Source organism: Glutamicibacter sp. (assembly GCF_032154645.1).
Lineage (GTDB): Bacteria > Actinomycetota > Actinomycetes > Actinomycetales > Micrococcaceae > Glutamicibacter.
Genome location: NZ_JALDXV010000011.1, coordinates 40,573 through 54,508, shown reverse-complemented (window position 1 = coordinate 54,508; position 13,936 = coordinate 40,573). Strand labels below are relative to the sequence as shown.

Annotated in this window: 15 protein-coding genes; 8 read left to right on the top strand and 7 right to left on the bottom strand. The window is 58.5% G+C overall.

Annotation, left to right across the window (positions count from 1 at the left end):
* Positions 1–38: 38 nt before the first annotated feature.
* From RUH64_RS10750 to RUH64_RS10740, 3 genes are all read left to right on the top strand, one after another.
* Positions 39–494, top strand: coding sequence for a hypothetical protein (locus tag RUH64_RS10750; protein ID WP_313813285.1), 456 nt, complete (start codon positions 39–41; stop codon positions 492–494).
* 5 nt (positions 495–499) lie between these two features.
* A complete protein-coding gene (locus RUH64_RS10745; RefSeq protein ID WP_313813284.1) occupies positions 500–1,798 on the top strand; it encodes a glutathionylspermidine synthase family protein in 1,299 nt (432 codons plus the stop codon).
* 261 nt (positions 1,799–2,059) lie between these two features.
* Positions 2,060–2,575 (top strand): CGNR zinc finger domain-containing protein, encoded by a 516-nt coding sequence (locus RUH64_RS10740; protein ID WP_313813283.1) that lies wholly within the window; start codon positions 2,060–2,062, stop codon positions 2,573–2,575.
* Between the two features lie 19 nt (positions 2,576–2,594).
* Here the strand turns inward: RUH64_RS10740 and RUH64_RS10735 are convergent, their stop codons facing one another.
* A complete protein-coding gene (locus RUH64_RS10735; RefSeq protein ID WP_313813281.1) occupies positions 2,595–2,792 on the bottom strand; it encodes a hypothetical protein in 198 nt (65 codons plus the stop codon).
* Positions 2,793–2,941: 149 nt separating this feature from the next.
* Between RUH64_RS10735 and RUH64_RS10730 the strand changes: the two genes are divergently transcribed.
* Positions 2,942–4,726 carry a biotin carboxylase N-terminal domain-containing protein gene (locus RUH64_RS10730; protein WP_313813279.1) on the top strand — a complete coding sequence of 595 codons (1,785 nt, stop codon included), beginning with the start codon at positions 2,942–2,944 and terminating at the stop codon, positions 4,724–4,726.
* A gap of 989 nt (positions 4,727–5,715) precedes the next feature.
* Here the strand turns inward: RUH64_RS10730 and RUH64_RS10725 are convergent.
* Both RUH64_RS10725 and RUH64_RS10720 read right to left on the bottom strand, forming a co-directional pair.
* Positions 5,716–6,069, bottom strand: a complete 354-nt coding sequence (locus RUH64_RS10725; RefSeq protein ID WP_313813277.1) for a hypothetical protein — start codon at positions 6,067–6,069, stop codon at positions 5,716–5,718.
* A gap of 84 nt (positions 6,070–6,153) precedes the next feature.
* A complete protein-coding gene (locus RUH64_RS10720) occupies positions 6,154–6,390 on the bottom strand; it encodes a hypothetical protein (protein WP_313813275.1) in 237 nt (78 codons plus the stop codon).
* Positions 6,391–6,612: 222 nt separating this feature from the next.
* Between RUH64_RS10720 and RUH64_RS10715 the strand changes: the two genes are divergently transcribed.
* Positions 6,613–6,924: a hypothetical protein gene (locus tag RUH64_RS10715; RefSeq protein WP_313813274.1), complete on the top strand. Its 312-nt coding sequence runs from the start codon at positions 6,613–6,615 to the stop codon at positions 6,922–6,924.
* A 104-nt stretch (positions 6,925–7,028) separates the two neighbouring features.
* Positions 7,029–7,940 carry an IS3 family transposase gene (locus tag RUH64_RS10710; protein WP_313813273.1) on the top strand — a complete coding sequence of 304 codons (912 nt, stop codon included), beginning with the start codon at positions 7,029–7,031 and terminating at the stop codon, positions 7,938–7,940.
* 13 nt (positions 7,941–7,953) lie between these two features.
* Here RUH64_RS10710 and RUH64_RS10705 read toward each other — a convergent pair whose 3' ends face one another.
* Positions 7,954–8,397 carry a GrpB family protein gene (locus RUH64_RS10705; RefSeq protein ID WP_313813269.1) on the bottom strand — a complete coding sequence of 148 codons (444 nt, stop codon included), beginning with the start codon at positions 8,395–8,397 and terminating at the stop codon, positions 7,954–7,956.
* 148 nt (positions 8,398–8,545) lie between these two features.
* Between RUH64_RS10705 and RUH64_RS10700 the strand changes: the two genes are divergently transcribed.
* A complete protein-coding gene (locus RUH64_RS10700; protein WP_313813268.1) occupies positions 8,546–9,043 on the top strand; it encodes a hypothetical protein in 498 nt (165 codons plus the stop codon).
* Here the strand turns inward: RUH64_RS10700 and RUH64_RS10695 are convergent.
* Positions 9,033–9,773, bottom strand: a complete 741-nt coding sequence (locus RUH64_RS10695) for an NAD-dependent epimerase/dehydratase family protein (protein WP_313813267.1) — start codon at positions 9,771–9,773, stop codon at positions 9,033–9,035. The genes RUH64_RS10700 and RUH64_RS10695 overlap by 11 nt on opposite strands.
* A 186-nt stretch (positions 9,774–9,959) precedes the next feature.
* Here RUH64_RS10695 and RUH64_RS10690 point away from each other — a divergent pair, with 186 nt between their 5' ends.
* Positions 9,960–10,754 (top strand): SDR family oxidoreductase, encoded by a 795-nt coding sequence (locus RUH64_RS10690; RefSeq protein WP_313813348.1) that lies wholly within the window; start codon positions 9,960–9,962, stop codon positions 10,752–10,754.
* 76 nt (positions 10,755–10,830) lie between these two features.
* Here RUH64_RS10690 and RUH64_RS10685 read toward each other — a convergent pair whose 3' ends face one another.
* Positions 10,831–12,219 (bottom strand): MFS transporter, encoded by a 1,389-nt coding sequence (locus RUH64_RS10685; RefSeq protein WP_313813265.1) that lies wholly within the window; start codon positions 12,217–12,219, stop codon positions 10,831–10,833.
* Between the two features lie 244 nt (positions 12,220–12,463).
* The gene (locus RUH64_RS10680; RefSeq protein WP_313813263.1) at positions 12,464–13,867 is read right to left on the bottom strand and encodes an NAD(P)H-quinone dehydrogenase; all 1,404 of its coding nucleotides are present in this window, start codon (positions 13,865–13,867) and stop codon (positions 12,464–12,466) included.
* Positions 13,868–13,936 lie beyond the last annotated feature (69 nt).

Below are 13,936 nucleotides of genomic sequence, written 5' to 3'. Positions count from 1 at the left end.
GCAACTTTTTTATTTCCCGCACCGAAGGTATGACTGTTTTGAGCGTCCAACGACGATTCACCCTGCCAGCCGTGGCCACCGCCGCGGCGCTGGTTCTAAGCAGCTGCGGCAGCGATTCAGGTTTTGAATCTTCAACCCCCGATGACACGGTGTACTGCGTCGACGAAAACAACGTGGTGGTCGACGAATCCCAGTGCAACGACGCCGCCCCGTCGAGTACCCACCACACAGGTTCCGGAATCGGCACCGCCCTGATGTTCTTCATGATCGGCCGCTATGCAGGAGGACTGCGCCCGGGAACCCGGCTGGATCCAGCGCAGTCCACCCAGCGCTTCCGCTCCGATGACACCGCGGCCCGCAGCAAGGCGGGGCTGTCCGGCACCGTCCGCAACGGCTACTCGGCCTCCACCGGGAAGCCTGCAGGATTCGGATCGAACTCCAAGCAGCGCAGCGGCCACTCGGGCGGCTTCGGCGGCGGACACTCGGGAGGCTAGGACCCATGCAGCGCAAGATGACCACGGCCCGGACCGACTATCTGGCAAAGGTCAACGCCTCGGGGCTGGTCTACACCCATGAGGACCGCAACAGCAGCGCACCGGAACTCTATCGCTACTGGCGCGACGACGCCTATTACGAGCTGACGCCGAAAGAAATCGAGGTGCTGCACAAGGCATCGAGTACCGTCTTCTCCATGTTGGAGGAGGCGGGAGACTTCCTGCTTTCCCCCGCCGGCTCGGCAGATCTTGCACGCTTCGGCATCCCTTACCGGGCCATGCGCGCTGTCATTGAAAGCTGGAATGAGGAACCTGCCTGCGGTTCCGTCTACGGGCGCTTCGACTTCCGCTTCGGCGGGCTGGACCACCCGGAACCAGACCAGCGCATCCCCAAGCTCTACGAATTCAACGCCGACACCCCGACCTCCCTGGTAGAGTCGCTGGTGCAATGGGAGTGGTTTGAGGACAACCGCCGCCTCGGCGCCACCCAGTGGACCAATATGTATGAGGACCTAGTTGCTGCCTGGCAGCGCAACCTGCAGTTGATTTCCCGCAAGATCGGCTCCGTCCCCACCGTCTACTTTGCATGCAGCGAACTCGACCTGTCCCATGAGGACGAGATGAACACCCTGGTGCTGCGCGACACCTGCGCCGCGGCCGGCTACCAGACCGAAACCATCTACATCGAAAACTTGTGGGTGGACGGCGAGGGCCGCTACCGCGCCGGAGAAAACGGTCCGCTGGTCCAGGTCATCTTTAAGCTGTACCCCTGGGAGCACATGGTGCACAGCCAGCATGCCGACGACCTCTTCAACGACATGCTCGATTCGGGCTTCAACGGGGCGCCCTATCAGGGCGGCACCATCTGGATCGAGCCGCCGTACAAGATGCTCTGGAGCACCAAGGCCATCCTGCCGGTGCTGTGGAAGCTCTTCGGCAATGATCCCGAGCGCTCGCAGTACCTGCTGCCAGCATGGTTCGAGGACCAGGCGCCGTCCTACCTGAAACGCCTGGGCTACGTGCGCAAGCCGCTGCTCAGCCGTGAAGGCGCAGATATCACCCTGCACCGCTCGAACGGCGAGCGCACCCTGGGGGAAGTTCAGGGCTACGGCGAGGAAGGATTCATCCTTCAGGAACTCGCGCTTCCGCCGGTCTTCCACCGCGCGGATGAGGACAAGGACGTCAGCACGGTACTGGGCGTTTGGATGATCGACGGTGAGCCTTCGGGTCTTGCCATCCGTGAAAGCGACGGGCCGATCACCGACAACTTCGCGAACTTCATTCCGCACGTCGTCACCCACTAGTCGGACCGGAGCTTAGGGCATTTCACTGCCCGCCAGGCCCGCGGTTCACGGCTTTAGCTCGAGGCTTGAGGCGAGAGCGGCCGCTGCAGCATCCGGCGGGTGGAACATGTGCTGCACCGCTGATACTGCACCTCGCCTTCGGAGGTCCAGTGCCGTGATTCGACCTCCCAGCGGTGTTCGTCGCAGGCTTCGTCATTCAGTATTGTCGGCGCTTCGGCACTAGCTATATAAGTCATGAAATCAGCATGATGTAATGTCCTTATGCAACTCAACCCTTACGGAGAGTACGCGGTGCTGTTGGCGGCATCGCTGGCGAACAACTGGCCTTCCGAACGCGACGAAATTGAAGAACGCACACGGGATGTCGGCATGACTATGCCCTTTCCGCGGCTGCCCAAGGACCACGCGCAGGTGCGTTCGGTGATCGACGACTGGCTTGCTGTTGTCGACGCGGCTTCGGATCAGGAAAGAGCGCGACTGCTCAATATCCAACTAGCTCAGGCCGCCGCGTATCCACGCCTGGTCGACCACGACAACGAAGGCTGGCATCTGCACTATCGCGACGACGGTCAAAGCATGCCCCAGGTGCTCAGATCGGTCATCTGCACCGGCACCGCCCTGCACCTGACCACCCGCGGCATGCACAGGCTGCACCGCTGCGAAGCATCCCCCTGCACCAACGTCGTGGTCGACGTGACGCGCAACGGACGTCAACGCTTCTGCTCGGTTCGCTGCGCCAATCGGGCCGCGGTTCGACGGCACCGCGCCCGCAATTGATACGTACTAGGGGCGGCTGCTACTTACCGATGAATAAATTCTCGTGGATGCGTTGCCAGCCTTCAGATTCATAGTCACCGTTTGACGCATCATCGCGAACCAGCAGCATATTTCCCGCTTGGGTCCGCACCTGAATGATGCGTTCGGTGCCTACACATTCCAGTCCATACACATAGACGGTGAACCAAAGACCGCTTAGCTTGTCCCCTGCAGCCACTGGATATCGAGATCATAGGAAGACTTTTGTAGGAATCCTCCAAAAATTTACGGCGAACACCCCAGTTTGAGCGGTTAACTACATATAGTTCCCACAAAAACGATAGGCTCCTAGGTGAGAAACTTTAATTTTTGAAGACAAGGTTCACGATGAATCCATTGACGAAGGTGCTGATCGCCAACCGCGGCGAAATTGCTGTGCGCATTATTCGCGCCGCCCGCGACGAAGGGATCGAGTCGGTTGCGGTCTACGCAGACTCTGACCGCGACGCCCTGCATGTCCGTTTGGCTGATGAGGCCTACGCACTGGGCGGCACCACCGCAGCAGAATCGTACCTTCGCATCGAGAAGATTCTGGATGTTGCAGAGCGCTCCGGCGCAGACGCCATCCACCCGGGCTACGGCTTCCTCTCGGAGAACGCCGAGTTCGCCCAGGCCGTCATCGACGCCGGACTGACCTGGATCGGCCCGCCTCCTGCCGCCATCGACAAGCTGGGCGACAAGGTCAAGGCCCGCCACATTGCAGAAAAGGTCGGCGCACCGCTGGTTCCAGGCACCAAGGACCCGGTGGCTTCCGCTGACGAGGTCTACGCCTTCGCCGACGAGCACGGACTACCGTTGGCCATCAAGGCCGCCTACGGCGGCGGCGGACGCGGCATCAAGGTCGTTCGCAACCGTGAAGAGATCGGCGAACTCTACGAGTCGGCAGTGCGCGAAGCGGTGGCAGCCTTCGGCCGCGGTGAATGCTTCATCGAGCGCTTCCTGGACGCCCCACGCCATGTGGAGACCCAGTGCCTGGCCGACGTGCACGGCAATGTCGTGGTGGTTTCCACCCGCGACTGCTCGCTGCAGCGCCGCAACCAGAAGCTCGTCGAAGAAGCACCGGCACCGTTCCTGAGCGAAGATCAGATCGCCCGCCTCTACGAATCCTCCAAGGCCATCCTGCGCGAAGCCGAGTACAGCGGCGCAGGCACCTGTGAGTTCCTAGTCGGACAGGACGGCGTGATCTCCTTCCTTGAGGTCAACACCCGCCTGCAGGTTGAGCACCCGGTGTCCGAAGAGATCTCCGGCTTGGACCTGGTGCGCGAGCAGTTCCGCATCGCCCGCGGCGAGGAACTCGGCTACGAGGATCCGGCACTGCGCGGCCACTCCTTCGAGTTCCGCATCAACGGTGAGGATGCAGGCCGAGGCTTCATGCCAACCCCAGGCACCATCACCAAGATGAACCTGCCTTCCGGTCCAGGCGTCCGCGTTGACTCCGGCATCGAGCAGGGCGAGAGCGTCTCCGGCAACTTCGACTCGATGATCGCCAAGCTGATTGTCACCGGTCCTACCCGCGACATCGCAGCCGCCCGTGCCCGCCGCGCACTGGAGGAATTCCAGATCGAGGGCATGGCCACCGTCCTGCCATTCCACCGAGCAGTGATGAGCGATCCAGCCTTCGTTCCCGCCGAGGGCCCGTTCCGAGTGCACACCCGTTGGATCGAAACCGAGTTCGACACCTTCATCGCCCCTCATCCATTCCCTACCGAACAGGCTGAGGAAGAGGACAACGAGCGCACGTCAGTGACCGTAGAGGTCAGCGGCAAGCGCCTTGAGGTAACCCTGCCGGCATCGCTTGGTTCGGTATCATCCAACGGCGCCGCCGACAAGGGTGGAGCCAAGAAGAAGCGCAAGTCCGGCCGCAAGGCTGCGGGAGCCGCCGGCGGCAACTCCGCAGAGCTGCGCTCCCCCATGCAGGGCACCATCGTGAAGGTCGCCGTAGAGAACGGCGCCGAGGTGGCCGAGGGCGACCTGATCGTGGTCCTCGAAGCCATGAAGATGGAACAGCCAATCACAGCTCACCGCGACGGTGTAATCTCCGGGCTGGAAGTTACCCCGGGTGAGACCCTGTCGTCCGGTGCTGTCATCGCCACCATCGACGACGCGAAGTAGTCTTCGAAAATTACCAAAGACGCGAAAGGAGTCCTACTCAATTGAGTAGGGCTCCTTTCGCCATACCTACCGGAGATTCTGGATTTTGCAAACCTTTAGTTGTTGCACATGAATTCTCTGAAGACCGCATCCAGTGCATAAGCTTAATTAGTTTTACGTCAGCCCACTCACCTTAAAGAATATGATTCTGGAAGCTGATAAGGGTCCTTCGATTGGCTTCAATTTCCGCCTCACCTGCTTGAGATATCGTCCGTTCCTGAGTAAACAATTCCCCGTAGCTATGAGAGTCATGAACTTGGACAATAGCGCGGCAGGCCAGTCTAATGGCTTTGAACCGTCCCGGCGGAAATCATGCCGCTAGTCAGTTAGCGATATGGTTTCCGGGACGGTTCAGTGAGGGCAGCTGTCTTAGACGTGTGGGCTGAACTACGAAGTGATGAAGTGGACGCAATTTGCGAGCCTATCCACTAATCGGTGCGTCCCGATTTGCTACCGTGATCTGCCCGAAGCCGTTTTCCGCGAAATATGCTTCCATCGCGATGAATATGGCGCAAAATACCTGTTTCGCCGCGTTCTTCGAGAGTCGGACGGGTACCAGCCACGGGATGAAAGCCGTGCGTGCTTAGTTCCCACATACCATCGCTTCTTGGAACTCCTCGCGACCATGGCCCGGCGGAAGGCCTCGCAAATCTGAAGCTTAATACAGAAAAATCGCCTGACCACTTCGATGTGAAATGGTCAGGCGGTCCCCCTCTATCAGACTAGGAGCCTAGATTGCTCAACGTCCTTCTAATTGCTTCGTCTTAGACCGTCGCGCCCACTCAAGCCCGCCAGCAACAAGGCCAACCAGTGTTCCTACAACAGGAACCACAATCGACACTAGAAGAACAACAAGGTTCTTTACGGACTTCACCATTAAAAGATTCCAAGCGGTCAAGACGATTACAGCCATCCAAGCCACAATCACAATTACTTCAAGCAGTCCCAGCTCAAGCATCGTAGTCCCAGTATGCAATTCGAGACCCCTTTCCATTCACACGTAATCCTTGCACAGCATCGCCAACCTGAATACCCCCAGATTTGGTCATGTGCCATCTGATCTCACAGACAGCTTTAGTTTTCTTGCTCTCAAAGTATTGAGAAGGTATTGATTGGATCGTGCGCAGCGGAACCAGGTTCGTGTAGAAACCTCCACAGCTGTTGATAGCGGTGACGGTTTTCCCGTTGTACTGGTAAGTCATTCGAGCTTCCAAGGATGCGTAGGTGATCCCGAATAGTTTCCAGTTTTTCTTATGCGTATCAGTTTTCCGTTTCACTGCTGCAGCTTCAGCTATGTCTAACATGACGGCGCTCCCAGAGGAAACTACGGATTCCTTAGAAATCGATTCTTCTACAGCTTTCCATTTGCCGGTTCCTGCGTTTTGCAACTATGACGGGTCAAGTGCCGCTGCCAACAGTTCCTGTTGCTGTCCACTTGAGAGCTTGTCGAACCTTGCACGGTCTGATTGCGGCATGTTCGACCGCAGAGTTTGCAGGCTACTTTGTTCAGCTCCACCTGATGGCATCGGGGCGGCTGTCGCTGCAAGAGCAGGCGTTGCGAACAGGGTGGAGGCCAGCAAAAATGAGCCTGCTACAGAGATCACCCGCTTAAGAATATTCGTCATCAATACACCTTTGGTTGATAATACATACTATTCAGATCGCACTTTTCCTGAACACTCAATAACCTATACCGAATGCACGAATAATTCCAATCGTGGATTTTAATAGACTCACCCTTAAGAAAATCAAGTACGAAACAAAACCTGCCCCACCCTCGTTTGGCGAATTCTAACGGTCGGGTGAAACAGCCAGGTGAATCGTCCCGGAAATCATGCCGTTCCTATTTGAGAGAATGGAACACATGCCCAAGCAGTACACCCCCCGAAGTCAAGGAACGCGCCGTCACCTACGTCCTTGACCGACTGGACCGCTACAAGTCCGCCTACGGTGCCTGCCAGGACCTCGCACCGAAGCTGAACATCGGAGCAGAAACTCTGCGCCGGTGGGTTGTTCAAGCTCAGGTCGACGCCGGGGACCGGACCGGTCCCACCAGTGAAGAACTCGCCGAGATCAAAGCCTTGAAGGCCAAGGTCAAAGTCAAGGACTTGGAAGAAACCAATGAAATCCTTCGGCAGTCAGCGATTTTCTTTAGCTAAGGGAGCTCGACCCTCGCCGGCACTAATCACCGAGTTCATCGACCAGCAACGAGAGTGCGGCTACGCAGTCGCGTCCGTTCTGCCAAGCCCTGGGATTCCAGGGTTTGAAGGTCTCTGCGCGCACTTACCGCGGCTGGAAACAACGCCAGCCGGCCTCCCGGGCCATCACCGACGCTCAGATCCTCAACGTTCTGCACGACCTGCAGCAGCCGGATTCGAAGACCGGTAGGCCGAAGCCTGAAGTGCTTTACGGGCGACGGAAGATGCGGGCCTGGCTGCAGCGTCATGGTTTCCCCGACGTATCGAAACACACCGTTGACCGGCTGATGCGAGATACGGGAATGAACGGCTTGGTCCGTGGCCGGCGGACCGTCACCACGATCCGTGCCAAAGACAAGGTGCGCGCGAAGGATTTGCTGAACCGCAACTTCTTCACTAATGCACCAGATAAGGTCTGGATCACTGATTTCACTTATGTCCCGACGAGGAACGGGTTCACCTACATGTCGTTCGTGATCGACTTGTTCTCACGTCGGATCTTGTCGTGGGCTTCGTCGACCTCGCATGATACTGAGTTTGTCGAGGAGGCTCTCCGGTTGGCGTTATGGCAGCGTCGGAAAGGTTCAGGCCCTCATAAAAGCCCTGTTCAGGGGACAATTCACCACTCGCATGCGGGCAGCCAGTATACGTCCCAACGGTACACGCAGAAGCTGGCCGTCGAGGGGCTGGTTCCCTCGATTGGTTCGATCGGCGATGCGTTCGATAATGCGGCCGCCGAGACTGTGATGGGGTTGTTCAAGAATGAGGCCGTGGCCAGGGATTCCCCGTTCCGTCAGGGTCCTTTGACGTCCAAACCGGATGTGGATGACGTGGTCGTGGAATGGGTGCATTGGTACAACAATTGCCGTTTGCACTCGACTCTGGGGTATCGGAGTCCGGTGGAATTCGAAGAACTCTATTATGATGAAATCAACGGCGCGTTACCCGATGTTGCCGCTAGTAAATTAGCGGCATGATTTCCGGGACGGTTCATTTTACGGTTGGTTCTTTTTTCCCACTTGATGTCGCTGCAATTTGTTTAACCGCCAAATACTTGGCACGGGCGGAAGAGCTTTCACGCAGCAAATCCCGAAACGCAATACGACGAGTCCACCTACGAGAATTGAGATGGACGATATGAAAGATGCTTTGTCGGTTATGTCGGGACGGAAGGCTCAACCAGCAATGGTCTGAGAAACTTCCTTCGAGATCGTACCCTCGCTTTTTCAATTCCTGAGCAATCGGTTGAATTCGTTCGGGACGGACACCAATCAAGATGTCAACTACGTCCTTGGCTGGCAATCCTGGAACAGATGTTGAGCCGATATGCTCGATTCGAGTATCCCAGTCAAGCGGTAGCAGTTCTGTGATTGCAGCTTTTGCTCGTTTTCCCCACAATTCGAATTGGCTGTCATGAAGTTTTACCTTGTCCATGCTCCAACACTAGTTATTTCACCACTTAACGGCGTCTTCGTGTCTACTCCGCCATAAAAAGTACTACTCATTCGTTCAATGCAACTTCAGCCGACATCGTGGGCCCGTCATTCCCATTGATCGATGGCTGGATCTATAGACTCAACTTATGCGCTACATCTTGATAGTTTCCGGTGCAGCTATCGTTATCGCCTACAGCCTGTACGGAATGTTCGTCGTCAACGACCTGGCAGTCGCCGCTGCTAGCGGTGTCCCGCTTGAAACTGCCGTCGCGGAAATGAAAGCCGCAGACCAGACCTACAGCAAACTGGACGGCATTGGTTTTGCGGCCTTTGGCATTCTTCTGGCTTTGTCGTGGAGCCTGCTAGCAGCATTTGGCAGCAAGAATTTCCGCGGACCCATGGCGCTCCTGTTCTGGTCGGGAATCCTCTTCTTGGGAGCGCCGGCTTATTTCTTCGCGGCATTCGGCAATCTCAACTCCGTGGGAGACACCTTCTACGACTGGTACCCCGACGCGGCTTTCCAGTACGAATGGCCCATGTATCTGGCAAGCGCACTGGCACTGCTTTCGGGAGCCGGTGCGGCCGTGGCACTGCTCGTCCGCAAACCAGGTACCGGGCTTCCTCCGACTACTGCTATTGCTTAGCAAGCCATTCCGTAAAAGTTTCCGTCCCCAGTCGGGCGTTCGCATCGGGAAGGATTCCCCCGTCTTTCATGGCCTTACCCATGGCTCCCGGCAAGGGGACTTCCACGATCTTCGGCGACTGCCCGTTCTTCGCCAAATACTGTGCGAAGAGATCCGGCATCCATTCCTCTTTGGGCCCCGCAAGGTCTTGGACAATGCCAGCCGCCGGCTGCTGCGCTAGGTCGGCCAGCGCCTGTGCGACTTCATGTCCGGCGATCGGCTGCAGCCTCATCTTGGGTGCCACCTGGATTGGGCCGGCGGACAGGCGTCCAATGTTCTGACCGACGAATTCATGAAACTGCGTGGTGCGCAGCAGCGTGAACCCACCGGGCAGGACGCGCAGCATCCGCTCCTGCGCGGCTTTGCCCGCATAGTATCCCGAATCGATGGCGGCAGCCCCCACAATGGAAATTGCCACGTGGTTGCGCACGCCGGCTTCTCGACCGGCGATCAACAGGTTCGCCGTAGCTTGGGTGAAGTATTTCATCGAATTCAACGCACTGGTGGTCGGTGCGCCCGAGACATCAATGACGGCTTCACAGTCCACCAGCCACTGCCTCACCGAATGCTCATTTGTCAGGTCGCATCCTGCGGTGCGAGACAACACCAGGGCTTCATGCCCGGCTTTCTCTACCGCTGCGACCACTTGTTTACCCAAGACGCCGGTTCCACCGGCAACTGCGATTCGCACTATGCTGCCCTCTTTTATCCCGTCGGTATTTCTCGTGCCCATGCTTGCACGATCATCCGCGTTTGATAAGGGTGCGTCTAAAAGTTCACCGCAGGTTTTCAGACTTGATTCGAGCTGCTCCTATCCCCTGCACGCTGCCCTGGCATAGGCTGGCGTGAGAACTGCTGAAACTTGGAGGCCTTGATGCTGCAGATTGATCTTTCAGGAAAAACGGCTGTAGTTACCGGATCAACGGCTGGTATTGGCTTCGCCATAGCCAGCAATCTGGCTGATGCCGGGGCGACTGTCATTATCAACGGACGTTCAGAGGGCAGCGTTGGCAAAGCCGTCGACGCAATGTTCACCGAGGCATCGGGGCGCAAGCTCAAGGGCATCGCGGCGGACGTCACGACGGCACAGGGGACAGCTGCACTGGTTGAGCAGGCCGGTGCCGTTGACATTCTCGTCAACAATCTCGGCATCTTCGGCGCCGCTGACCCCTTGGAAATCAGCGACGAGGAATGGCTGCGCTACTTCGAGGTCAATGTACTTTCCGCTGTGCGGCTCACCCGCCTGCTTCTGCCGGGAATGCAGGACCGCGGCTGGGGCCGCATCTTGAACATCGCCAGCGACTCCGCTACCGTCATCCCCGCAGAGATGATCCACTACGGCGTCTCCAAGACCGCCTTGCTGGGCGTCTCACGAGGGTTCGCCAAGGCCGCGGCAGGCACCGGGGTTACAGTGAATTCGGTCATCGCCGGCCCCACCCACACCCCAGGAGTTGAGGACTTCGTCTACCAATTGGTGGACAAGGAACTACCCTGGGAACAGGCTCAGCGGGAGTTTATGAAACTGCACCGCCCACAGTCGCTGATCCAGCGCCTGATTGAGCCAGTGGAGATCGCCAACATGGTCGCCTACCTCGCTTCGGATCTGGCCTCCGCTACCACCGGCGGTGCCCTGCGCGTCGACGGCGGCTACGTGGACTCGATCCTTCCCTAGCCCCCATTAAGCAAGCGACGGCTGTACCTCCCCTGATGGAGGTACAGCCGTCGCTTGCTGACTTCGGGTTGGCTATTTAGTCAACGAAATTCTCAAGATCCACATCGGTGGTATCTCGGGTAAAGAACAATGCCACGAGGGTCAGCACCGCGGCGGCCGCCAGATAGAGTCCGACGCCCAGGGTGTTGCCTCCGCCGGCGTTCCACAGTGCAATGGCGACGAACGAAGCAGGTGCCGCGCCGATGACCGATGACAGGTTGTAGGCAACTGCAGAACCGGTATAGCGGACGTTGGATGGGAACAGCTCCGGCAGGTAGGCGGCCATTGGGCCGAAGGTCAGGCCCATCAGCGTGAAGCCAACGATCAGGCCGACCATGGCAGCCGCCTGGCCCGGTCCGAAGAACAGGGTCCAGGTGGCGCCGAAGACCAAGATGCCAGCGGTGACCCAGATCAGGAACTTGCGACGGCCAAACTTTTCAGCCAGTGGTCCGGAGACCACGGTAAAGATGCCGAAGAACACGACGCCGATGATCAACATGGTCAAGAAGACCGGACGATCGATGCCCAGACCCGGCACAAATGCTGTCGGGTCGAAGACCTTGCCCTTGGCTTCGGCCGCGGCGCGAGCCACATCTGCGGTAGCCGGTGCGGTTCCGTAGGTCAGGGTGAAGGAGGTCATCAGGTAGAACAGCACGTAGGTGGCGAGCATGATGAAGGTTCCGGCCAGGGTTGGACGCCAGTGACGCTTCATGGTCACCGCAAATGGCGACTTGACAACCTTGTTCTGCTCGACGACCTTCTGGAAGGACAGCGATTCAACCAGCTTCAGGCGTACCCAAAGGCCGATGATCACCATAACGGCGGAGAAGAAGAACGGAATGCGCCAGCCCCACGCCATGAACTGTTCCGGGGTCAGACCGGTCTGCAGCCCGACGAACAGCAGGTTGGCGATGATGAAGCCTACAGGAGCACCCAGCTGCGGGAATGTTCCGTAGACCGCACGTCGGTTCTTCGGAGCGTTTTCGGTAGCCAACAGCGCGGCGCCCGACCATTCGCCGCCCAGCGCAAGACCCTGGGCGAAGCGCAGCAGCACCAGGGCCAGCGGGGCAAGGACGACCCACATGCCCTGCGCGGGTGGCAGGAAGCCAATCAGGAAGGTGGCGATACCCATCATCAGCAGCGAGGCAACCAGGGTTCCCTTGCGTCCAAGCTTGTCGCCGTAGTGGCCGAAGATGATCGAGCCGAGCGGGCGGGCAAGGAATGCAACACCGAAAATGGCGAAGGACGACAGAATCGCATTGATGTTGCTGGCGTTGGGGAAGAACAGAGTGGGGAATACCAGCACCGACGCGGTGGCGTAGGCATAGAAGTCGAAGAACTCGACCGTGGTTCCGATCATGCTGGCAAACAGCACGCGGCCGCGGGTATTCTCCTTTGGCGCTACCTTATCTGAGGCTTGAGACATGGGGGTGCGTCTCCTTTAGTGACTAACGAGTGACCGTCCCCGAGAGCGGGACCGACGTGAATGAAATAATCCTAAACCCGGGTGATCAGTATTTGGATATCGATGTCCACTATTTGGACATTTTGACTAGGTTTCATTTCACTAAGTGGCATAAAACACCACAGGGGGCGTTCCCCACTGATCAATAATCAGTAAGAAACGCCCCCTGGGTGCGCTTTTCAGCGTGAAGCTATGCGTTCATCTTTTAGCCGTGGCGGTGCAGGCGGCGCGCCGCCTCGGCCAAGGACCCGGACAACGACGGGTAGACGGTGAAGGTCTCCGCCACGTCATCCACGTGCAGGGAGTTCTGTACCGCGAGGGCCAGCGAGTAAATCAGTTCACTGGCGCGCGGCGCTACGACGACGCCGCCGATGACAGTGCCCGAACCCTTGCGCGAAACGATCTTCACGAAGCCCTGATCAACGTTCATCATCTTGGCGCGAGCGTTGGAGTTAAGGTCAACCTTGATGATGTTTGCCTGGTACTTGCCTTCGGCCACGGCACGCTGGCTGACACCGACGGTGGCAATCTCCGGCGAGGTGAAGATGTTCGATGCCACGCGGTCGAGGTTCAACGGCTTGACTGAATCACCCAAAAGGTGCGCCACGGCGATGCGGCCCTGCATGGCGGCGACGGAAGCCAGCGCGAAGACGCCGGTGCAGTCGCCCGCTGCGTAGATGTTGGTCACGGTGGTGCGCGAAACGCCGTCCACCTTGATGTGGCCCGAATCGGTGAGCTGAACGCCCGCCTCTTCCAGGCCGATGCCCGCGGTGTTCGGGATGGAGCCAACCGCGACCAGGCAGTGGCTGCCTTCCAGCACGCGGCCGTCGGCCAGGGTGACGAAGACCTTGTCCCCCTTGCGCTCCACACCTTCGGCGCGGGCCTGGGCAACGACGTTGACCCCGTTTTCCTTGAAGACATCTTCAAGCACGCCTGCGGCATCTGCGTCTTCGCCGGGAAGCACGCGGTCGCGCGAGGAGACCAAGGTCACCTTGGCGCCCAGCAGGTTGTAGGCGGAGGCGAACTCGGCACCGGTGACACCGGAACCGATCACGATCAGGTGCTCGGGCACCTCGTTCATGTTGTAAATCTGGGTCCAGTTGAAGATGCGCTCTCCATCTGGCTTCGCGGTGGGCAGTTCGCGCGGGTGGGCGCCGACGGCCAGCAGGACCGCGTCAGCATCGATGTTCTGTTCGGAACCATCCGGATGGGTGACTGCCACGGTGTTGTTGTCCACCAGGCGGCCGTCGCCGATCAGGATGCGCACGCCGGCACGCTCCAGGCCGGTGCGGATATCTGCGGACTGCTCCTTGGCAAGATCAAGCAAACGGTGGTTGACCACTGAGAAGTCGGTGACGGCCGAATCCAGCCCGTCGACGTGAACGCCGAAGGCCTCGGCCTGCTTCACGCGGCGCACGGCATCCGCCGTAGCGATCAGGGTCTTGGAGGGCACAACGTCGGTCAGCACCGCTGAACCGCCCATGCCTGCACGTTCCACCACCGTGACGTTGGCACCGAGCTGAGCTGCGCCCATGGCAGCCTCATAACCGCCGGGACCGCCGCCGAGAATTACTAACCGGGTTGCTTCATTTTTACGTTCTGCGCTCACTTAATCCATTGTCCACGATGCATGAACATTGCGCACATCATCACTTGCACAGCACAACGTGATTTTTGT

What these genes read in the sequence shown, in the direction of transcription:
- RUH64_RS10700 (WP_313813268.1), top strand. Translation starts at nt 8,546, where the DNA reads ATGCGCTACATCTTGATAGTTTCCGGTGCAGCTATCGTTATCGCCTAC.
- RUH64_RS10720 (WP_313813275.1), bottom strand. Translation starts at nt 6,390, where the DNA reads ATGACGAATATTCTTAAGCGGGTGATCTCTGTAGCAGGCTCATTTTTG.
- RUH64_RS10705 (WP_313813269.1), bottom strand. Translation starts at nt 8,397, where the DNA reads ATGGACAAGGTAAAACTTCATGACAGCCAATTCGAATTGTGGGGAAAA.
- RUH64_RS10685 (WP_313813265.1), bottom strand. Translation starts at nt 12,219, where the DNA reads ATGTCTCAAGCCTCAGATAAGGTAGCGCCAAAGGAGAATACCCGCGGC.
- RUH64_RS10725 (WP_313813277.1), bottom strand. Translation starts at nt 6,069, where the DNA reads ATGTTAGACATAGCTGAAGCTGCAGCAGTGAAACGGAAAACTGATACG.
- RUH64_RS10745 (WP_313813284.1), top strand. Translation starts at nt 500, where the DNA reads ATGCAGCGCAAGATGACCACGGCCCGGACCGACTATCTGGCAAAGGTC.
- RUH64_RS10740 (WP_313813283.1), top strand. Translation starts at nt 2,060, where the DNA reads ATGCAACTCAACCCTTACGGAGAGTACGCGGTGCTGTTGGCGGCATCG.
- RUH64_RS10730 (WP_313813279.1), top strand. Translation starts at nt 2,942, where the DNA reads ATGAATCCATTGACGAAGGTGCTGATCGCCAACCGCGGCGAAATTGCT.